Below are 18,870 nucleotides of genomic sequence, written 5' to 3' on the forward strand. Positions count from 1 at the left end.
CCCCGGTCATGCGCGGCCGAGCACCGCGCCGCGCAGCAGATTCACCAGCTCCGCGCTCTCGTCCAGCGACCGGCGGGTCAGCAGCACCCGGGCCAGGCTGCCATGATCGGCCCACCCGCACACCGCCACCGCCGCCCCGCCGTCCCGGCCCACCCCGCACCGCAGGTGCGCCCCCTGCTCACCCGTCTCGTACGTCTGCACGCCGCTCAGCCGGTACTCGGCGTCGAGCCGGCTGACCTCCTGCTCCAGGTCCGTGCCGGGCCGCCAGCGCAGCCCCGTCACCCCCGCCACCGTCACCCGCTTGCCGCGCCGGTCGGTGTAGACCCCCGCGAACGCCTCGTCGCCGCCCAGCGGCCGCATCTCCTCGGCGAGGGCGTCCGCCGTCCGCCGCCCGGCCGCGTCGTCGCGCAGGCTCAGATCCTTGAACGTCAGCGGCAGCACCGCGTCCGCCGGGTACTGCTGCGCCACCGGCCACCCGAACCACGCCGGCACGCCACAGCAGCACAGCAGGCTGACCAGCGAGAACACCCCGAAGCGCCGCCCCCACCGGCGCCGCCTGCGCGGCGGCGGAGGCGGCGGCCCCACCGGCCGCGCGGGCGGCCGCCGGTCCGCGAGCCGCTGCGCCTCCGACAGCCGGGCCTGCGCCTCGGCCAGCGCCTTCGCGGCGGCCCGGCGCTCGCGCCGGTTCGGCTTCCTGGTGGGTACGCGCGGCGGTGGCGGCGGCAACGGCCGCCTCCCGGGCTGCGCGGCGGCCCCGTGCGCCCTTGCCGACGCTGTCGGCGCCGCCGGCGGGTGGCCGGCGCCGCGCGGCGGTGGGGGCGGTGGGGGAGCGGCGGCCCGGCGGTCGGCGGCGGGCCTGGATGGCTGGCCCGCCCCCGGCGGGAAGCCGGGCACCCGGTCGTGGCGGGTGGGCGGGTGCGCGGCGGCCGGGTCCTGGCGGGTCTGGGGGTGGCCGGCGGCCGGGTCGTGGAGGCCGCGTGGGTGGCCGGGGGCGAGGTCATGGCGGGTGGGTGGGAAGGCGGCGGGCCCGTCGGGGGCCGTGCGGGGCCGGCCGGGGCGGTCGATCGCCGTCGGCGGCAGGTCGACCGGCCGCTCGACGGCCGTGGGCGGCAGGGTCGTCCACCCGGCGTCTTCCGGCAGCCCGCCGGCGAGCCACGGGGCGTCCTGGCCGGCCCACGGGTCGACCGCGGGCGGGTGCTCGGGCACCGGCTCCTCGGCCGGCGGCGGGGGCGGCTGGGTGCGCCGCAGCCGCGCCCACCGGCTGCGCTTGGGCTGCGCGGGCGGCACGACCGCCGACCCGCTCCACCGCGCCAGGCCGGGATCGGTGGGCTCGTCGCCGTTGCCGGTGACGGGCGTGGCGTCCCCGGCCCGCGTCGCCTCGTCGGCGGCGGTCCCTTCGACCCGGGTGCGGTCGGACCCGGGCCCGCCCGCCTCGACCCGCGTGGCATCGTTCCCGGCGGCCGGGCGAGGGGCCTCGGACCACGTGGGGCCGGAACCGGCCCCACCAGCGTCGACCCGCGTGGGGTCGCTCTCGACCGCCGCGTCGCCGTCCGCGGCCGGACCGGCCGTGGACGGTTCGAATATGTCTGTGCGTCTTTCGGTGGCGGCCCCGTCGGGGCCGGTGGGGCGGGGGTCGGCGGGCGGAGCGGCGACGCCGTCGGGCCCGGGCGCCGGGGTGCCGGCGTGCGGGTTCGGGTCGCCGACCTGGTGGGACATCGGTTTCCTCTCCGCGCCGGGGAGGGCGCACCCCAGCGAGGTTAGTACCGCGATTCCACCCCCGCGATCACTGTGCGTCCACTGTGCGGTGCGGGAACGGGCATCCTGGAGAAGACAGCGGGCGCGCCGCGACGTAATGTCGGCTGGGATGAGCACGCTGTTGCGGAATGCGATCACCATGTGCGGGCCGCCGGACGGTCCGCCGATGCTTTTCGCGCACGGGTTCGGGTGCGATCAGAACATGTGGCGGTACGTGGCGCCCGCGTTCGAGGAGTCGCACCGGGTGGTGCTCTTCGACCACGTCGGGGCCGGGAAGTCCGATCTGTTGGCCTATGACCCCGAGAAGTACGACTCGCTGAACGGGTACGCCACCGACGTCCTGGAGATCGTCGAGGAGCTGGACCTGCGCGACGTGGTGTTCGTGGGGCACTCGGTGAGCGCCATGATCGGCGTGCTCGCGGTGGTGCGCGACCCGGGCCGGTTCGCGGGGCTGGTGCTGGTGGGGCCGTCGCCGCGCTACATCGACGATGCGGACTACGTGGGCGGGTTCGGCAAGGCGGACGTCGACGAGCTGATCGACTCGCTGGACAGCAATTATCTGGGCTGGTCGTCGGCGATGGCGCCGGTGATCATGGGCAACCCGGAGCGGCCGGAGCTGGGCGAGGAGCTGACGAACAGCTTCTGCCGCACGGATCCGGCGATCGCCCGGCAGTTCGCCCGGGTCACGTTCTACGGCGACAACCGGGCCGACCTGGCGCAGGTGGCGGTGCCGTCGCTGGTGCTGCAGTGCGCCGACGACCCGATCGCCCCGACGCCGGTCGGCGAGTACGTGCACCGCGCCATCCCGGGCAGCAGCATCGTGCACCTGACGGCGACGGGGCACTGCCCGAACCTGAGCGCCCCCGAGGAGACGGTGGCCGCGATCCGGGCGTTCCTGGCGACATGAGCGTGCCGGAGACCCGTGACTCCGGCCAGGAGCTGCCGCTGCCGTGGGACGACACCGCGCAGGAGCTGTACGAGCACGCCCCCTGCGGCTACCTGACCACGCTGCCCGACGGCACGGTGGTCAACGTCAACGAGACGTTCCTGTCGTGGACGGGCTACGGCCGGGCGGACCTGGTGGGCCGCAAGCGCCTGCGGGACCTGCTGGGCGTCGGCAGCCTGATCTACTACGAGACCCACGTGGCGCCGCTGCTGCGGATGCAGGGCGAGGTGCGCGAGATCGCGCTGGACGTGCGGTGCGCGACGGGCCGGCGGATGCCGACGCTGGTCAACGCGACGCTGAACTACGACGCCGACGGGGCCGAGCGGGTCATCCGGGTCACGGTGTTCGACGCGACGGAGCGCCGCCGGTACGAGGCGGAGCTGTTGCAGGCGCGCCGCACCGCGGAGGAGTCCGAGCGGCGGGTGCGGGTCCTGCAGCAGGTGGTGGCGGACCTGGCGGCGGTGCCGACGGCGAGCGGGGTGGCGCGGGCCGTGGTGGCGGCGGCGGGGCCGGCGTTCGGGGCGGCCGACGGCGGGCTGTGGGTGGTCGACGGCGACCGCAAGCAGCTGGTGCTGGCGGCGGCCGCGGCGCACGCGGGGTTCCGGGACGTGGCGCTGAGCGCGGCCGGTGCGGCGGCGACGGTGGTGCGCCGGGGCGAGCCGGTGGTGCTGGCGGGCGCGGCGAAGCTGCGCACGGAGCTGCCGGAGTGGGCGCCCGCGCTGCTGCGGCAGGGGCGGCAGGGCGCGCTGCTGGTGCCGTTGACGGCGCACGAGGCGGTGCTGGGCGTGCTGGTGTGCACGTTCACGGAGGCGCACGCGGTGAGCGACAGCGAGCTGCAGCTGGCCCGGCTGCTCGGCCAGCAGGCGGGGCAGGCGCTGGACCGGGCCCGGCTGTACGACGAGGTGCGGCTGCGCGAGGAGCGCGCGGTTTTCCTGGGCGAGGTCAGTCGCGACCTGGACGGCGTCACGGGGCTGGCGGAGCGGGCCCGGCTGCTGGCGGAGATGGTGGTGCGCGGGGTCGCCGCGTACGCGCAGGTGCGCCTGGCCGGTGAGGCGGAGGTGCTGGCGGAGGCGGGGGAGCCGGCGGCGACCGGCACGGACATCGAGCTGCCGCTGACGGTGCGCGGCGCGGTGGCGGCCACGCTGACGTTGCGCCCGCACGGTGGCCTGCCGGTGCCGGACCCGGCGTTCCTGGCGGAGCTGGCGGACCGGGCGGCGCCCGCGCTGGAGAACGCCCGGCTGTACGAGCGGGAGCGGGAGGTGGCCCGCACGCTGCAGCGCAGCCTGCTGGCCGGTGAGCCGCCGGGCGACCTGCGGTTCACGGTCGAGGCCTGTTACCGGCCGGCCGGGGGCGGGCTGGAGGTGGGCGGCGACTGGCACGATGCGTTCCTGATCACGCCGGACCGGCTGGCGGTGGTGGTCGGCGACGTGGTGGGGCGGGGCCTGCACGCGGCGAGCACGATGGGCCAGCTGCGCAGCGCGGTGCGGGCGCTGGCCGCGGCGGAGGCCGGCCCGGCGCGCCTGGTGGAGCAGCTGGACCGGTTCGTGGACCGGGTGGAGACGGCCCGGATGGCGACGGTCGCGTACGCGGAGATCGCCCTGGACACGGGCACGATGACGTACTGCTGCGCGGGCCATCCGCCGCCGCTGCTGCTGCCGGCGCACGCCGACCCGGAGACGCTGTGGGAGGGCCGGTCGGCGCCGCTGGGCTCGCGGGCCGGGCGGCGGTCCCGCGCGGAGGCGACGGTGCGGCTGGTGACCGGCGACCGGGTGCTGCTGTACACCGACGGGCTGGTCGAGCGCCGCGACCGGCACCTGGACGAGGGGCTGGACCGGCTGGCCGCGATGTTCGCGACGCGCCGCCGGTCGCCGATGAAGGGCCTGACGGCGCGGATCGCGGACGCCATGCTGATGGGCGGCGAGCCGCCGGACGACGACGTGTGCCTGCTGTGCGTGTCGCTGGGCACGGAGCCGCGGCTGGAGCGCACGATCCCGGCGGACCCGTACCGGATCAAGGCGGTGCGCACCGACCTGAAGGGCTGGCTGGAGTTCCGCGGCGTCGACGAGGACAGCGCGGACGCGCTGCTGCTGGCGCTGTCGGAGGCGGTGGCGAACGCCATCGAGCACGGCTACCGCGACTGCGCGGACGGCACGGTGACGGTGACCGCGACGCAGCTCGGCGACGAGGTGATCCTGCGGGTCGCCGACAAGGGGACGTGGCGCGAGCCGCGCCCGGACGACCCGGCGCGCGGGCGCGGGCTGTTCCTGATCGGCAAGCTGACGGACCAGATGGAGATCAACACCGACGGCGGGACCACGGTGACGATGCGACGGCAGGTGGCCGGTGGCTGACTCGGTGACGTTGGCGCGGTTCGGCTCGGTGGACGTGGTGCGCATGGTCGGCGAGGTCGACATGAGCACGGTGCCCGGCATCGAGCGCACGGTCGTGCCGCCGCTGCGCTCGGCGACGGCCGCCGTGGTGGACCTGACCGCGGTGGGGTTCCTGGACAGCGCCGGGGTGCGGCTGCTGGACACGCTGGTCGGCGACCTGGAGCGGCGCGAGGCGCGGGTGGCGCTGGTGGTGCCGCCGGTCGGGGAGGTGCGGATGGCGCTGCAGCTGTGCGCGTTCCGCGAGGACCTGCTCCAGCCGGACCTCACGGCCGCCCGCGCCGCCGTCGCGGGCTGAGCGCCCGCGTACGCTGGTTCCCCATGAGCGTGCAGTCCGTCTTCCCGAAGCTCGAGCAGTTGCTGCCCCTGGTGAGCAAGCCGATCCAGTACGTGGGGGGCGAGCTCGGCGCTGTCGTCAAGGACTGGGACGCGACGACCGTGCGCTGGGCGCTGATGTACCCGGACGCGTACGAGGTGGGCCTGCCCAACCAGGGCGTGCAGATCCTGTACGAGGTGCTCAACGAGCAGCCCGACGTGCTGGCCGAGCGCACCTACGCGGTGTGGCCGGACCTCGAGGCGCTGATGAAGGAGCACGGCGTCCCGCAGTTCACGGTCGACGCGCACCGCCCGGTGACGGCGTTCGACGTCTTCGGCGTCTCGTTCTCCACCGAGCTGGGCTACACGAACCTGCTGTCGGCGCTGGACCTCGCGGGCATCCCGCTGGAGTCGGCGGATCGCACCGGCGAGCACCCGATCGTGGTGGCCGGCGGGCACGCGGCGTTCAACCCGGAGCCGATCGCCGACTTCATCGACGCGGCGGTGCTGGGCGACGGCGAGGAGGCCGTCCTCGAGATCACCGGCATCGTGCGGGAGTGGAAGGCGGAGGGCTCGCCGGGCGGCCGCGACGAGCTGCTGCTGCGCCTGGCCCGCACCGAGAGCATCTACGTGCCGCGCTTCTACGACGTCGACTACCTGCCCGACGGCCGCATCCAGCGGGTGGTGCCGAACCGGGCGGACGTGCCGTTCCGGGTGGCGAAGCGCACGACCATGGACCTGGACGCCTGGCCGTACCCGAAGAAGCCTCTGGTCCCGCTCGCGGAGACGGTGCACGAGCGGTACGCGGTGGAGATCTTCCGCGGCTGCACGCGCGGCTGCCGGTTCTGCCAGGCGGGCATGATCACCCGGCCGGTGCGGGAGCGCTCGATCACGACCGTCGGCCAGATGGTCAAGGAGGGCCTGGAGTTCTCCGGCTTCAACGAGGTCGGCCTGCTGTCGCTGTCGAGCGCCGACCACTCCGAGATCGGCGACATGTGCTCGGGCCTGGCCCAGCAGTACGCCGACGAGAACGTGTCGCTGTCGCTGCCGTCGACGCGGGTGGACGCGTTCAACATCGACCTGGCGCAGGAGCTGTCGCGCAACGGCCGCCGCACGGGCCTGACGTTCGCGCCGGAGGGCGGGTCGGAGCGCATCCGCAAGGTCATCAACAAGATGGTGACCGAGGAGGACCTGATCCGGACGGTCGTCACCGCGTACTCGAACGGCTGGCGGCAGGTGAAGCTGTACTTCATGTGCGGCCTGCCCACCGAGACCGACGACGACGTGCTGCAGATCGCCCACATGGCGCACGAGGTGATCCGCGCCGGCCGGGCCGCGGCGGGCACCAAGGACATCCGCTGCACGGTGTCGATCGGCGGGTTCGTGCCGAAGCCGCACACCCCGTTCCAGTGGGCGCCGATGGAGCGTCCCGAGGTGATCGACAACCGGCTGAAGCTGCTCAAGCAGGAGATCAACTCGGACCGCTCGCTGGGCCGGGCCATCGGCTACCGGTACCACGACGGCGAGCCGTCGCTGATCGAGGGCCTGCTGTCGCGCGGCGACCGCCGGGTGGGCGCGGTGATCCGCCGGGTGTGGGAGAAGGGCGGCCGGTTCGACGGCTGGAGCGAGCACTTCTCGTACGGCCGGTGGGTCGAGTCGGCGGCGGAGGTGCTGCCGCGGTTCGGCGTCGACCTTGACTGGTTCACCACCCGCGAGCGCCAGCACTCCGAGGTGCTGCCCTGGGACCACCTGGACTCGGGCCTCGACAAGGACTGGCTCTGGCAGGACTGGCAGGACTCCAAGAGCGAGTTCGAGCAGGACGACTGCCGGTGGACGCCGTGCTTCGACTGCGGCGTGTGTCCGTCGATGGACACGGAGATCCAGATCGGCCCGACGGGCCGCAAGCTGCTGCCGCTGACGCCGGTCGGCGGGTCACCGCTGCGGATGCCTGCCCACACCCACTAGCGCGCGATCGTCACCCGGCCGGGCATGCTCAGCGCGAGCGTGCCGGCCGGGCCGCGCAGGGTGCGTTCGGCCTCGGCGGCCACCGCGGCCTCCGCCTCGGCGAGCCGGTCGGCGGGCACGGCCTCCAGCGCGCCGCGGGCGCCGGTGGACCACAGCCAGCGCACGAACGCGGCGCCGTCGGGGTAGGTCAGCACGTGCTCGCGCTCGGCGAACGCGAACCCGGTGAACCCGGCGCCGGCGAGCAGCTCGGTGACCGCGGCGCGGGTGCGCAGCCGGTGCATGGGGTGCGGCGGCTCGCCCGGCACCGCGGGCCGGGCCGGCGGGAAGTACTCGCCGAGGGCGCGGCCGAGCACGGCCGCGTAGGTGCGGTCGGGGTCGGCGTCCTCGGCGAAGGTCGCGACCGCGAGCCGCCCGCCGGGGGCCAGGAGCCGCCGGTACGCCCGCACGGCGGCGTCCGGGTCGGGCAGCAGGAAGAGCAGGAACGCGGCGATCACCAGGTCGGCGGAGCCGTCGGGCAGGCCGGGCGCCTCGGCGTCGCCGACGAGCACCCGCACGTGGGTCAGGCCGCGCTCGCGGGCCTCGGCCGCGGTCGCCGCCACCATGGCCGGCGCGAGGTCGATGCCGACGGCGCTGCCCTGCGGTCCGACGGCCAGCGCGGCGGGGAACAGGTTGGCGCCGCGGCCGCAGCCGACGTCGACCACCCGCTCGCCGGGGCGCGGGGCGGCGGCCGCGACGAGCTCGGCCGCGGCCCGGGCGAAGAAGTCGGCGCCGGCCCGGTCGTAGGTCTGCGCGGTGCGGTCGAACAGTGCGGCGGTGCCGGCCTTCGCCTCTGCGGGGTCGCCCATGCGGGAATCCTAGGGGCGGCGGGGCCGGGCGCGGCTCAACGGATCAAGTCGCCCGTTTCGATAGCATTCGCCAGTGATTCAGCGAAACGCGCCAGTGATCCCGTTCAACCGCCCGTACGTGGCCGGCCGCGAGCGGCAGTACCTGACCGAGGTCGTCGAGTCCGGCCAGACCTCCGGCGACGGGCCGTTCACCCGCCGCGCCAGCACCCTGCTCACCGCGCTCGTCGGCGCCCCGTCGGTGCTGCTGACGACATCCTGCACGCACGCCCTCGAACTGTCCGCCCTGCTGCTCGACCTGCGCGCCGGCGACGAGGTCATCATGCCGTCGTTCACGTTCGTGTCGACGGCCAACGCGTACGTGCTGCGCGGCGCCGTGCCCGTCTTCGTCGACGTGCGGCCCGACACCCTCAACATCGACGAGCGCGCCGTCGAGGCCGCCATCACCCCGCGCACGAAGGCGATCGTCATCGTCCACTACGCCGGGGTGCCGTGCGAGATGGACGCGATCCTCAAGGTGGCGAAGCACCACCGCGTGCCGGTGATCGAGGACAACGCGCACGGCCTCGGCGCCACCTACAAGGGCCGCCCGCTCGGCTCGATGGGCGCGCTCGCCGCGCAGAGCTTCCACGCCACCAAGAACGTGCAGTGCGGCGAGGGCGGCGCCCTGGTGCTCAACGACGACCGGCTGCGCGAGCGCGCCGAGATCATCCGCGAGAAGGGCACCGACCGCAGCCGGTTCTTCCGCGGCCAGGTCGACAAGTACCGGTGGATGGACCTCGGCTCCAGCTACCTGCCGTCGGACCTGCTCGCCGCGACGCTGACCGCGCAGCTGGAGGCGTTCGACGACATCCAGCGGCAGCGGCACGCCGTCTGGGACACCTACCACGCCGAGCTGGCCGGCTGGGCCGCCGACCGCGGCGTCACCCGGCCCACCGTGCCCGCCGGCGCCGAGCACGCGGCCCACCTGTACTACCTGCTGATGCCGAGCCTGGACGAGCGGCAGGCGATGCTGCGCCACCTCGCCGACGCGGGCGTGCAGGCCACCTTCCACTACCAGCCGCTGCACAGCGCCCCGGCCGGCGAGCGGTTCGGCCGCACCGGCCCCGGCGGCTGCCCGGTGACCGACGACGTCGCCGACCGGCTCGTCCGGCTGCCGCTGTACGCGGGCATGACCGAGGCCGAGACCGCGCAGGTCGTCGGCGCGGTCCGGGCGTACGCCCCGCGGTGACCGCGCCCGACACCGCCGCCGCGGCGCCCCGCACCCCGGCGCCGCGCTCCGCCCCGCCGCCGCCCGCGTCGCCGCCCGCCGTGCCCGCGGCGCGCACCCGGCGCCGGTGGCACCGGTGGCTGCCCGGCGCGCTGGTCGCCGTGCCCACCGTCGCGGCCGTGCACCACTACGGGGTGGGCTGGCGCGACCTGGCCGCCTTCGGCGCGTACCTGGTGCTGTGCCTCGCCCTGCCCGGCACGCTGGTGTGGCGCGCCGCGCAGCGCCGCGCGCGGACCCTGGCCGAGGACCTGGCCCCCGGCCTGGCCGTCGGCTACGCCATCGAGGTGCTGGCCTACCTGCCCGCGCGGGCGGCCGGCGTGCCGCTGGCCGTGCTCGCCGCGCCCGTCGCCGTCGTGGCGCTGTTCGCCGCCGTGCGGCCGCTGCGCCGGTACTGGCGCACCGACCGCGACGCCGCCGTCCCGCCCGCGGGCTGGCTGTGGGCGCTGGCCGGCATCACCGGGTTCATGCTGCTGCTGACCTGCGCCGCGTTCCTGCGCACCCGGGGCCCGCTGCACGGCTTCGGCGACCCCGACCCGCCGTTCCACCTGGCGCTGATCGGCGAGGCCCGGCACCACCTGCCGCCGCAGGTGCCGTGGGTGGCGGGGGAGTCGCTGGACTACCACTGGTTCGGCTACCTGCACCTGGCCGCGTCGAGCTGGGTCACCGGCATCGAACCGGAGACGCTGCTGCTGCGGCTGTTCTACCTGCCGCTGATCGCCGCGCTGCCGGTCGCGCTGGCGGTGGCCGCCCGGCGGGTCACCGGCCGCTGGTGGCCCGGGCCGGTCGCCGCCGCGATCACCCTGTTCGGCGTCGCGCCGCACCCGTTCTCCTGGCCGCTGACGCCGCTGTACCAGCAGCGCGGGTACGGCCCGGTGGACGACGGCGGCCTGCTGCGCGAGGGGCTGTGGGCCAGCCTGACCCAGACGTACGCGGCGCTGGTCTTCGTGCCGCTGGTGATCGTCCTGACCGGACTGCTGCGTGGGCGGCTCGCCGGGTGGCGGCCGTGGGCGCTGCTCGCCGCGCTCGTCGCCGTGATGACCGGGGCCAAGGCGACGTACCTGCCGATCCTGCTCTGCGGCCTCGCGCTCGTGCTGGCCGTGACCGCGGTGGCGCACCGGCGGCTGCACCGGCCCGCGCTCGCCGCGGCCGGCCTGACCGTGGCCGGCTTCGCGTTCGCCCAGGCGGTCCTGCTCGGCCGCGGCTCGCACGGCATGTACCCGGACCTCGTCGAGAGCGTGCGGTTCAACGGCATCGCGGTCGCCACCGGGCTGTACCGGGAGCCGCTGACCGGCGCCGGGGCGACCGTGCTCACCGCGGCGACGCTGCTGAGCTGGCTGGCCGCGTTCGGCGGGGTGCTCGCCCTGCTCGCCCGGCGCCGGTGGGCCGACCCCGCGCACGCCCTGCTCGCCGGCTGCGGCCTGGCCGGGCTGGGCGCGGTGCTGGTGTTCGTGCACTACGCGCACGGCGAGACGTGGTTCATCGTGGCGTCCCGGCCGTACCTGGCGCTGGCCGCCGCCGCCGGGCTCGCCGCGCTGGTCCCGCCGGGGCGGCGCGCGTTCGGGGTGGCCGCCGCCGTCTCGGCCGCCGTGGGCGTCGGCGTGGCGCTGCTGGTCGCGGCGATCGGGCCGGAGCGGGCCCCGACCGTCGCCGCCGACGGCCGCCGGGCCGTCCTGGTCGCCGTCGTCTGGCCGTACGCGGCACTGGCCGGCGGGCTGCTGCTCGCGGGCCTGGCCGGGTGGGTGCTGACCCGCCGGGTCGCGGCGCTGCGCGGGCTCGCCGCCGCGCTGCTGGTCGTCGCGGTGGCCGCCGCCGGGCTACCCGCCGCGTGGGGCTTCGCCGAGCGCAACCTGACCGCGGCCGCGCGCGACGGGTTCGCCGCGGTGGACCCGGTGCCCAGCGCCATGCCGCCCGGCACCCGCCGCGCCGCCCGCTGGCTGCGCGCCCACTCGTCCCCGGCCGACCTGATCGCCACCAACGCCCACTGCCGGCGCGGGAAGACCTGCGACAACCTGCACTTCTGGTTCTCGGCGTTCAGCGAGCGGCGGTTCCTCGTCGAGGGCTGGGGCTTCACCGCGAAGGCCAACGCCATGCCGGGCCGCGCGGGCGGCTCGCCGATCCTCGCGCCGTTCTGGGACCCGGCCCTGCTGGCCGCCAACGACGTGGTGTTCCGCGCCCCGGACGCGGCCTCCGTCGACCGGCTGCGCCGCGAGTTCGGGGTGCGCTGGCTGCTCGTCGACGAGGGCGCCTCACCGGTCTCGCCGGAGCTGAACCGGCACGCCACGCTGCGCTTCCGCGCCGGGCGCTGCGCGGTCTACCAGCTCTGACGAACGACGAAGGGCCCTGCCGACCGGCAGGGCCCTTTCGCGCGGATCGGTCAGGCGACGCGCGCGCGGGCGTCGTCCACCAGGGCGACCAGGTCGCCGACCGTGCGGGCGCCGGCCACGTCGCCGTCGTCCACGGCCACGCCGAGGTCCTTCTGCACGGCCAGCGCGACCTCCAGCAGGGCGAGCGAGTCCAGGCCGATGCTCTCCAGGGCCACCTCGGGGCCGAGCTTGTCGGCGTCGACACCCGAGACGGTGGCCAGGACCCCGGCGACGGCGGTGTGCGTGTTCATGGTGGTTCCCTTCGGTGGACGGGTCAGGCGGGCGTGACGGCGGGCCAGGTCAGCGCGGTCGCGCCCCAGGCCAGGCCGCCGCCGAACGCGGCGAGCAGCACGAAGTGCCCCGGCAGCAGGGTGCCGTCGGTGACCGCGTCGCACAGCGCCAGCGGGATCGAGGCGGCCGAGGTGTTGGCGACCCGGTCGATGTTCATCACGACCCGGTCCTCCGGCACGTCCAGCTGGCCGGCGACGGCGCGCAGGATGCGGGCGTTGGCCTGGTGCCCGACGAACCGGTCGACGTCGGCGGCCGTGCGGCCCAGCCGGGTCAGCACCGTGCGGGACGAGTCGGCCATGTGCGTGACGGCCGAGGTGAACACCTGGCGGCCCTGCATCGTGAAGTACATGCCGGCCGGGTCCGCCGGGACGCCGCCCGAGCGCTGCCGCGCCCCGCCGCCCGGCACCGTGATGAGGTCGGCGCCCTCGCCGTCGCTGCCCAGGTCGAACGCCGTCAGCGCGCCCGGCTCGGCGGCGGCCCCCGAGCGCAGCACGACCGCGCCCGCGCCGTCGCCGAACAGCGGGGCGGTGGTGCGGTCGGCCGGGTCGAGGATGCTGGAGTAGACGTCGGCGCCGATCACCAGCACGCTGCCGGCGATCCCGCCGGTCACCAGCGCGGCGCCGGTGGCCAGGCCGTACAGGAAGCCCGCGCACACGGCGTTCAGGTCGTAGGCGGCCACGCCGCCCAGCCCCAGCCGGGACGCCACCCCCGGCGCGGTGGCCGGCATCGGGTGGTCGGGCGTGGTCGTGGCGACGAGCACGGTGTCGACGGCGTCCAGGCCGGCGGACTTGAGCGCCCGCGCCCCCGCCTCGACGGCCAGGTCCGCGGTGGACACGCCCGGGTCGACGACGTGCCGCTGCCGGATGCCGGTGCGGCTCTGGATCCACTGGTCGTCCACGCCGAGCCGGTCGGCCAGCTCGGCGTTGGTCACGATGGTCGGCGGGAGCCAGGCTCCGATGCCGGCAAGTACGGCTGTCATGTCAGCGCTCACCCCTCGTGTCCTGCAACGAGCGACGTGCGGGTGACGTTGCTCGTTGCGTATCCCGACGGCGTCGCGGACGCACGCCGCGGCCGGGAGGAGTGCGATGCTGCGGGCAGCCACGGAGGACGACGTCGAGGCGATCCGGCGGTGGCGCAACCACCCCGAGGTCCGCCGGCACTTCATCCACACCGCCGTGATCGAGCCGGAGCAGCACCGGCTGTGGTGGAAGCGGGTCCAGGCCGACCCGTCGGCGCGAGTGCTCGTCCACGAGCACGCCGGGACGCCCGCGGGCGTCGTCACCATCACCGGCCACGACCCGGTGGCCCGCACCGCGGAGTGGGGGTTCTTCCTCGACGTGGACGGCCTGCGCGATCGCGGCACGCTGTTCGGAGCCTGGGTGGAGCTGGAGCGGGCGGCGATCCGGTACGCGTTCGGCGAGCTGGGCCTGTCCGTCCTGGGTGGCCGGACGCTGTCCTCCAACGCCGCGGTGCTGGAGCTGCACCGGCGGCACGGGTTCGTGCCGGTGCCGGAGCGCTGCTACACCGTGGAGATCGACGGCCGCCCGGCCGAGGTGGTCTGGATGGAGCGCCGTGCCGCATCGGCGTGAGCGGACCCGGGAATGCACGCCCTATTTGTCTGATTGTTGGTAGTTTGCCGCCGTGACAGCTTCGCTCGCGCCGCCGCCCGCCCCGGCGACGGCGCCGCCCCCCGCCGTGCCGCACCAGCCCGGCCCCGACGAGAACGGCAGCCCCGTGCGCGGGCTGCGCTGGCACCGCTGGCTGCCCGCGCCCGCCGTCGCGCTGCCGATCCTGGCGCTCGTGCACCACTACGGCGTCGCCCGGTCCGACCTGGCGCTGTTCGGCGCCTACGTGGCGCTGGGCATCGCCGTGCCCGGCACCCTGCTGTGGCGGGCCGCCCGCCGCCGGTCCGGCTCGCTCGCCGAGGACCTGGCGCCCGGCCTCGCCGTCGGCTACGCCGTCGAGGTCGTCGCCTACCTCGTCGCCCGGGCCGCCGGCGCGCCCCGGCTCGTCGTCGTCGCGCCCGCCGTGGTGCTGCTCGCGTTCCTCGCCGTCCCGCGGCTGCGCCGGTACTGGCGCACCGACCGCGGCGTCACCGGCCCCGGCGCCGGCTGGCTGTGGGCGATGGCCGGCATCGTCGGCGCGCTGCTCGCCTGGAGCTGCGTCACCTACCTGCGCACCCGCGGCGCCGTCTACAACTTCGCCGACGGCGACCTGCCGTTCCACCTCGCGCTCATCGGCGAGGCCCGGCACCACGTGCCGCCGCAGGTGCCGTGGGTGGCGGGGGAGCCGCTGCAGTACCACTGGTACGGCTACCTGCACCTCGCGGCGACCAGCTGGGTCACCGGCATCGAGCCCGAGACGATCCTGCTCAAGCTCTACTTCCTGCCGCTGCTCGCCGCGCTGCCCCTGCTCGTCGCCTCCGCCGCCCGGCGCATCTTCGGCGGCTGGTGGACCGGCGTGCTGGCCGCCGGCATCTGCCTGTTCGGCGTCGCGCCCGAGCTGTACCGGTGGCCGCTGTTCGACCCGTACCGGTTCCCGCGCCCCGGCCCCGTCGACGACGGGACGCTGCTGCGCGAGGCCACCTGGATCAGCATCACGCAGACCTTCGCGGCCGTCGTCTGCGTCCCGCTCGTGGTGGTGCTCGTCGACCTGCTGCGCCGCCGCGACTCCGGCTGGCGGCCGTGGACGCTCGTCGTGCTGCTGGTCGCCGTCATGACCGGCGCCAAGGCCACCTACCTGCCGATCCTGCTGTGCGGGCTGCTCGCCGTCGTCGTCCTCGGCCTGCCGGCCCACCGCCGGCTCAACCTGCCCGCCCTGGCCGCCGCCGGCGTCGTCCTCGCCGCCGCCGTGTTCTCGCAGGTGGTGCTGCTCAAGGCGTCCCCGAACGGGCTGCTGCTCGACCCGCTGGGCAGCATGAACCTCGCCGAGGTCGCCCGCGTGACCGGCCTGTACCTGCTGCCGCTGTCCGGCGCCGCGCTCGCCGTGGTCACCGCGCTCACCGTGCTGGCCTGGGTGGTCGTGTGGTCCGGCATCCTCGGCGCGCTCGGCGGCCGGCGCTGGGGCGACCCCGCGTACGGGCTGCTCACCGGCGCCGGCATCGCCGGGATGGGCGTCGTGCTCGTCTTCCAGCACTACGGCAACGGCCAGACCTGGTTCCTCATCGCCGCCCGCCCGTACCTGTCGCTCGCCGCCGCCGGCGGCATCGCCGCGCTCGTGCGGTCCGCCGGCGCCGACCGCCGCGTCGCCCGCGGCCTGTTCGCCGGCGCGGCGGCCGCGGGCGCGGCGCTCGCCGTCTACATCGTGGCCACCGGCCGCCCGGTCACCCCGAAGGTCGGCCTCGACGGCCCGGAGGCCACGGTCGAGATCGTGGCCGGGCCGTACGCCGCGCTGCTGGTCGGCCTCGCCGCCGCGGCGCTGTTCCTGTGGCTGGCCGGCCGCCGCTACCGCACGGTGCGCCGCCTCGGCCTCGCCCTGCTCGCCGTGTGCGCCCTGGCCACCAGCGCCCCGGCCGCCGTCGACGCCGTCGCCCGCGACGTGCGGGTGGCCGCCGCCGACGGCTTCCGTCCGGTCGAGCTGATGCGCTCGGACATGCCCCGCGGCGCCCGCAAGGCCGGCCGTTGGCTGCGCGACCACTCGCGCCCGGCCGACCTGGTCGCCACCAACGGGCACTGCCGCCAGCCCACCTGCGACAGCCTGCACTTCTGGTTCACGGCGTTCGCCGAGCGCCGGTTCCTCGTCGAGGGCTGGGGGTTCACGGCCAAGGCCAACGAGATGTACGGCGTGACGGGCGAGCCCCCGGTGCACACCGCCTTCTGGGACCCGGTGCGCCTCAACCACAACGACGCGGTCTTCCACACCCCGAGCGCGGCGGCCGCCGGCCGGCTGCGCGAGGTCTACGGCGTGCGCTGGCTGTTCGTCGACGAGTCCGATCCGAAGCTGTCGCCGGCGGTGGGCCGGTACGCGCGCCTGCGCGTCCGCTTCGGCGACTGCGCGATCTACGAGCTGCGCTGATCCTCGGCGGGCCCGCCGCCGAGGCCGATCTCGTTGCCGTCCGGGTCGCGGTAGGTGACCTTGCGGACGCCGTTGTCGTACGTCTCGCGCAGCACCGGCTCGATGCCCCGCCCGGCGACGGCGGCGACGCGCTCGTCGAGGTCGTCCACGAACAGGGTCTGCAGGCCGTGGCCGGCGTGCGGAGGCTTCAGCTCGATGTAGACGTAGCGGTGCTCGGCGAGCTCCCACACCGCCTCGGTGTCGTTGGGCAGGAACGCGGGCGGGCCGCCGAGGAACCGCTCGTACCAGTCCCGCGCGGCCGGCAGGTCGCTGACGCAGATCCCCGCGAACAGGTCGAGAGCCATGCGGTCAGCCTAGTCAGCCGGCGGTGCTCCCGGCGTAGTCGCGGGCCGGGCCGGCGGGGGCGGGGACGGTGGCCGCGGGGCGCGGGTCGGCGGCGGCGCGGATCACGTACGTCGGGCGGCCCTGGCCGTTGGTGTGCACGCGACCCAGGTACTCGCCCAGCGTGCCGATCGCGATCATCTGGGCGGACGCGAACAGGCTGACCAGCGACGCCACGGTGGTGAACCCGGCGACGGTGGTCTGCCCGCTGAAGTAGAGGAACAGCACCCGGGCGAGCAGGGCGAACCCGAGCAGCCCGACGGCGGCCCCGAGGTAGGTGACCAGCCGCAGCGGGGCGGTCGAGTAGCCGAGCACCATGTTGACGGTGTGCTGGACCAGCTTGCGGAACGTGTAGCCCGACTCGCCCTCGGCGCGCTCGTCCATCCGCACGGTGACCGCGGTGATGTGGGTGGTGCCCCACGACAGCGCGACGTCGAGGCAGGCGTGCGGGCCGTTGAGGGTGGTGAAGCCGTCGCGCAGGAAGGTGCGGAACGCGCGGAAGGCGCTGAGCTGCCGGGCGTCCCGGACGGCCATCACGCGCTCCATCGCGGCCTTGGCCAGCCGCGAGCTGAAGCTGCGGCCGGCGCCGTGCTCCTCCTCGGCGGCCACGCCGTAGACCAGGTCGACGTCCTCGGTGAGGGCCGCCAGCAGCGCGGGGATCTCCTCCGGCGGGTGCTGCAGGTCGTCGTCCATCGTGACCGTGACGTCGTGCCGGGCGGCGCGCACGCCGGCGACCAGGGCGTTGTGCTGGCCGTAGTTGCGGCTGAGCCGCACCGCCCCGACGTGCGGGTGGCTGCGCTGCAGCTCCAGCGCGGTGGTCCAGGTGGCCCGGTCGCCGCCGTCCACCACGAGCACGACCTCGTAGCCGGCCACCGCGGTGCTCAGCACGTCCTCGAGGCGCGCGACCAGCGCGGGCAGCGTCGCCGAGGACCGGTAACAGGGGACGACGACGGAGACGTACACGTGGCAACTCCTCGGTGAGGCGGTGAACCGGTTTTCATCCTGGTACACCTTTGCCAACGATTTCCGTGCTATCTCTGTAATGTACCCTCGCGCCATGAGTGCGATATTTGTCCGCTTGGTGGCCGACCGGCGCGTCCGGTACCTGTGCGCCGGCGGGATCGCGGCCGTGCTCTACTACGCCGCCTTCGCGGCCGGCTGGGCGCTCACCGCGCACCGGCTGCCGTACCTGCTCATCGCCGTGCTGGCCAACCTCGTGACGGCCCCGCCCATCTACCAGCTCTACCGGCGCCTCGTCTTCCGGGCGACCGGGCCCTGGCTGGCCGGGTTCCTCAAGTTCTACGTGCTCGCCGTCGGCAGCCTGCTGTTCACGCTCGTCGGCCTGCCGCTGCTGGTCGAGGCCCTGCACCTGCACGTGCTGCTCGCGCAGGCGATCGTGCTGGTCGTCTCGCCCCTGATCAACTACCAGCTCAGCCGGGTGTGGGCCTTCCGGGGCGCCCCGGAAGGCCCGTCCACTCAGGCGCCCTTGCGGGCCTCCACCACGAACCCGCTGGCCAGCACGCCGGCCTCCGGGTGCCGGGCGAGCAGCACGTCCACGATCTTGAGCGGCGACAGCACCCACATCAGCGGCACCAGCGCCCGGTAGAGCCGCCGGCTGCCGAACGACAGCGCCAGCGCCAGCCACTCCTGCAGCACCCACAGCAGGCCCGACGTCGGGCCCGCGCCGACCCGCACGTCCACCGCCGCGAAGTCGCCGAACAGTGTGGCCAGGCCCGCGTTCGTGTAGCGCTGGTAGTCGTGCGGCGAGGCGTGGAACGGCTGCATGAACGGCACGAAGCAGAGCACCCGGCCACCCGGGGCGAGCACCCGGTGCATCTCGCGCACGTGCGCCGCCGGGTCCGGCACGTGCTCCAGCACGGCCACGCTCACCACGCCGTCCACCGCGCCGTCGCGCAGCGGCAGCGCCCGCAGGTCGGTGACCAGGTCCACGTTGGCGTACGAGCCGCCGTCCACGCAGGCCACCCGCGGGTCGTAGCGGTTCGTGCCGCAGCCCAGGTCGACCACCAGCTGCGCGTCCAGGTCGAAGCTGCGCAGGAACGGCCGCACGAAGTCGCGCGTCAGTACCGGCGCGAGCGCCGAGATGGCCGCAGGGTACAGCTTGCCCAGGCGCTGCTTGGCCGTCTCCTTGAGCCGGTTCAGCGGGTCGGAGCGCAGCTCCGCCTCGCCGAAGCCGCCGAAGTGCAGCCGCCGCCCCTGCCGGTGCCCGGCCGCGCCGCACGCCGTGCAGCGCAGGTCGGCGTCCAGCTCGCCGCGGCACCGCGGGCACGCCAGCACCCGCTCCAGCGGGTTCGCCGGCGGCGCGGGAATCGTCACGGACATC

General features: G+C 75.4%; 15 protein-coding genes and 1 pseudogene. 9 read left to right on the forward strand and 7 right to left on the reverse strand.

Annotated features, from left to right (window positions below):
* Positions 1-6 precede the first annotated feature (6 nt).
* Complete coding sequence (locus Sya03_RS26690; RefSeq protein WP_203941183.1) at positions 7-1,716, reverse strand: hypothetical protein; 1,710 nt, start codon at positions 1,714-1,716, stop codon at positions 7-9.
* Between the two features lie 205 nt (positions 1,717-1,921).
* On the opposite strand from Sya03_RS26690, the gene Sya03_RS26695 reads away from it, so the two are divergent.
* From Sya03_RS26695 to Sya03_RS26710, 4 genes are read left to right on the forward strand one after another with little or no spacing between them, the layout of a single operon-like run.
* Positions 1,922-2,662, forward strand: coding sequence for an alpha/beta fold hydrolase (locus tag Sya03_RS26695; RefSeq protein ID WP_308442167.1), 741 nt, complete (start codon positions 1,922-1,924; stop codon positions 2,660-2,662).
* On the forward strand, positions 2,659-5,052 hold the full coding sequence (locus tag Sya03_RS26700; protein ID WP_203941185.1) for a SpoIIE family protein phosphatase: 2,394 nt from the start codon (positions 2,659-2,661) through the stop codon (positions 5,050-5,052). The genes Sya03_RS26695 and Sya03_RS26700 overlap by 4 nt, the downstream gene beginning before the upstream one ends.
* A complete protein-coding gene (locus Sya03_RS26705) occupies positions 5,045-5,386 on the forward strand; it encodes an STAS domain-containing protein (RefSeq protein WP_239107878.1) in 342 nt (113 codons plus the stop codon). The genes Sya03_RS26700 and Sya03_RS26705 overlap by 8 nt, the downstream gene beginning before the upstream one ends.
* A 23-nt stretch (positions 5,387-5,409) precedes the next feature.
* Positions 5,410-7,368: a TIGR03960 family B12-binding radical SAM protein gene (locus Sya03_RS26710; RefSeq protein ID WP_203941186.1), complete on the forward strand. Its 1,959-nt coding sequence runs from the start codon at positions 5,410-5,412 to the stop codon at positions 7,366-7,368.
* Here Sya03_RS26710 and Sya03_RS26715 read toward each other — a convergent pair.
* Complete coding sequence (locus tag Sya03_RS26715; protein ID WP_203941187.1) at positions 7,365-8,213, reverse strand: class I SAM-dependent methyltransferase; 849 nt, start codon at positions 8,211-8,213, stop codon at positions 7,365-7,367. The genes Sya03_RS26710 and Sya03_RS26715 overlap by 4 nt on opposite strands.
* A 73-nt stretch (positions 8,214-8,286) precedes the next feature.
* Between Sya03_RS26715 and rffA the strand changes: the two genes are divergently transcribed.
* Together rffA and Sya03_RS26725 are read left to right on the forward strand one after the other, a co-directional pair.
* Entirely contained in the window at positions 8,287-9,441 is a 1,155-nt protein-coding gene (rffA, locus tag Sya03_RS26720; protein ID WP_239107879.1) for a dTDP-4-amino-4,6-dideoxygalactose transaminase, read from the forward strand.
* A complete protein-coding gene (locus tag Sya03_RS26725) occupies positions 9,438-11,804 on the forward strand; it encodes a hypothetical protein (protein WP_203941188.1) in 2,367 nt (788 codons plus the stop codon). The genes rffA and Sya03_RS26725 overlap by 4 nt, the downstream gene beginning before the upstream one ends.
* Positions 11,805-11,854: 50 nt before the next feature.
* Here Sya03_RS26725 and Sya03_RS26730 read toward each other — a convergent pair whose 3' ends face one another.
* Together Sya03_RS26730 and Sya03_RS26735 are read right to left on the reverse strand one after the other, a co-directional pair.
* The gene (locus Sya03_RS26730) at positions 11,855-12,094 is read right to left on the reverse strand and encodes an acyl carrier protein (protein ID WP_203941189.1); all 240 of its coding nucleotides are present in this window, start codon (positions 12,092-12,094) and stop codon (positions 11,855-11,857) included.
* 23 nt (positions 12,095-12,117) lie between these two features.
* Positions 12,118-13,113, reverse strand: coding sequence for a beta-ketoacyl-ACP synthase III (locus tag Sya03_RS26735; protein WP_203941190.1), 996 nt, complete (start codon positions 13,111-13,113; stop codon positions 12,118-12,120).
* 106 nt (positions 13,114-13,219) lie between these two features.
* Between Sya03_RS26735 and Sya03_RS26740 the strand changes: the two genes are divergently transcribed.
* Both Sya03_RS26740 and Sya03_RS26745 read left to right on the forward strand, forming a co-directional pair.
* Entirely contained in the window at positions 13,220-13,723 is a 504-nt protein-coding gene (locus tag Sya03_RS26740) for a GNAT family N-acetyltransferase (protein ID WP_203941191.1), read from the forward strand.
* 52 nt (positions 13,724-13,775) lie between these two features.
* On the forward strand, positions 13,776-16,148 hold the full coding sequence (locus Sya03_RS26745; protein ID WP_203941192.1) for a hypothetical protein: 2,373 nt from the start codon (positions 13,776-13,778) through the stop codon (positions 16,146-16,148).
* Here the strand turns inward: Sya03_RS26745 and Sya03_RS26750 are convergent.
* On the reverse strand, positions 16,133-16,492 hold the full coding sequence (locus Sya03_RS26750; protein ID WP_203941193.1) for a VOC family protein: 360 nt from the start codon (positions 16,490-16,492) through the stop codon (positions 16,133-16,135). The genes Sya03_RS26745 and Sya03_RS26750 overlap by 16 nt on opposite strands.
* A gap of 13 nt (positions 16,493-16,505) precedes the next feature.
* Positions 16,506-17,492: a glycosyltransferase family 2 protein gene (locus Sya03_RS26755; protein ID WP_203941194.1), complete on the reverse strand. Its 987-nt coding sequence runs from the start codon at positions 17,490-17,492 to the stop codon at positions 16,506-16,508.
* Between the two features lie 94 nt (positions 17,493-17,586).
* Here Sya03_RS26755 and Sya03_RS31350 point away from each other — a divergent pair, with 94 nt between their 5' ends.
* Positions 17,587-18,135 (forward strand): GtrA family protein, encoded by a 549-nt coding sequence (locus Sya03_RS31350; protein WP_239107880.1) that lies wholly within the window; start codon positions 17,587-17,589, stop codon positions 18,133-18,135.
* 146 nt (positions 18,136-18,281) lie between these two features.
* Here the strand turns inward: Sya03_RS31350 and Sya03_RS31355 are convergent.
* Positions 18,282-18,869: pseudogene (locus Sya03_RS31355) on the reverse strand (methyltransferase domain-containing protein); the annotation flags it as partial.
* Position 18,870: the final 1 nt, after the last annotated feature.

The organism is Spirilliplanes yamanashiensis (assembly GCF_016863475.1).
Lineage (GTDB): Bacteria > Actinomycetota > Actinomycetes > Mycobacteriales > Micromonosporaceae > Spirilliplanes > Spirilliplanes yamanashiensis.

What these genes read in the sequence shown, in the direction of transcription:
- Sya03_RS31350 (WP_239107880.1), top strand. Translation starts at nt 17,587, where the DNA reads ATGAGTGCGATATTTGTCCGCTTGGTGGCCGACCGGCGCGTCCGGTAC.
- Sya03_RS26710 (WP_203941186.1), top strand. Translation starts at nt 5,410, where the DNA reads ATGAGCGTGCAGTCCGTCTTCCCGAAGCTCGAGCAGTTGCTGCCCCTG.
- Sya03_RS26750 (WP_203941193.1), bottom strand. Translation starts at nt 16,492, where the DNA reads ATGGCTCTCGACCTGTTCGCGGGGATCTGCGTCAGCGACCTGCCGGCC.
- Sya03_RS26700 (WP_203941185.1), top strand. Translation starts at nt 2,659, where the DNA reads ATGAGCGTGCCGGAGACCCGTGACTCCGGCCAGGAGCTGCCGCTGCCG.
- Sya03_RS26695 (WP_308442167.1), top strand. Translation starts at nt 1,922, where the DNA reads ATGCTTTTCGCGCACGGGTTCGGGTGCGATCAGAACATGTGGCGGTAC.
- Sya03_RS26735 (WP_203941190.1), bottom strand. Translation starts at nt 13,113, where the DNA reads ATGACAGCCGTACTTGCCGGCATCGGAGCCTGGCTCCCGCCGACCATC.
- Sya03_RS26740 (WP_203941191.1), top strand. Translation starts at nt 13,220, where the DNA reads ATGCTGCGGGCAGCCACGGAGGACGACGTCGAGGCGATCCGGCGGTGG.
- Sya03_RS26730 (WP_203941189.1), bottom strand. Translation starts at nt 12,094, where the DNA reads ATGAACACGCACACCGCCGTCGCCGGGGTCCTGGCCACCGTCTCGGGT.
- Sya03_RS26690 (WP_203941183.1), bottom strand. Translation starts at nt 1,716, where the DNA reads ATGTCCCACCAGGTCGGCGACCCGAACCCGCACGCCGGCACCCCGGCG.
- Sya03_RS26715 (WP_203941187.1), bottom strand. Translation starts at nt 8,213, where the DNA reads ATGGGCGACCCCGCAGAGGCGAAGGCCGGCACCGCCGCACTGTTCGAC.